Origin of the sequence: Bacillus sp. AFS001701 (assembly GCF_002559405.1) — a bacterium.
GTDB lineage: Bacteria > Bacillota > Bacilli > Bacillales > Bacillaceae_G > Gottfriedia.
The window spans coordinates 1-213 of the sequence record NZ_NTZO01000367.1; the positions used below are offsets into that span (position 1 = coordinate 1).

Annotated in this window: 1 protein-coding gene; it reads right to left on the reverse strand. The window is 55.9% G+C overall.

All coding sequences use genetic code 11. The features are described from left to right. Positions 1-213 (reverse strand): FAD-dependent oxidoreductase (locus CN514_RS19700; RefSeq protein WP_176525985.1); only part of this gene is annotated, 213 nt, incomplete at both ends.

Sequence of the window (213 nt, forward strand, 5' to 3'; positions counted from 1 at the left end):
GCATTTCCTGGTGGAAACGACGTGCCTGATGTGGGTTATCGAGGAAGATACAGTGCTCTTTAACGCCCGGCGTGTTGAAGTCGTTGGAGGTACTGCCCAGCGCCATGACCAGCGTGTCGTACGCCAGTTTACGCTCGGGAACCAGCAGCTCCCCTTTTTCATCGCGCAGCTCTGCCAGGGTGATGGTTTTGCTTTCACGGTTGATGTCCACCA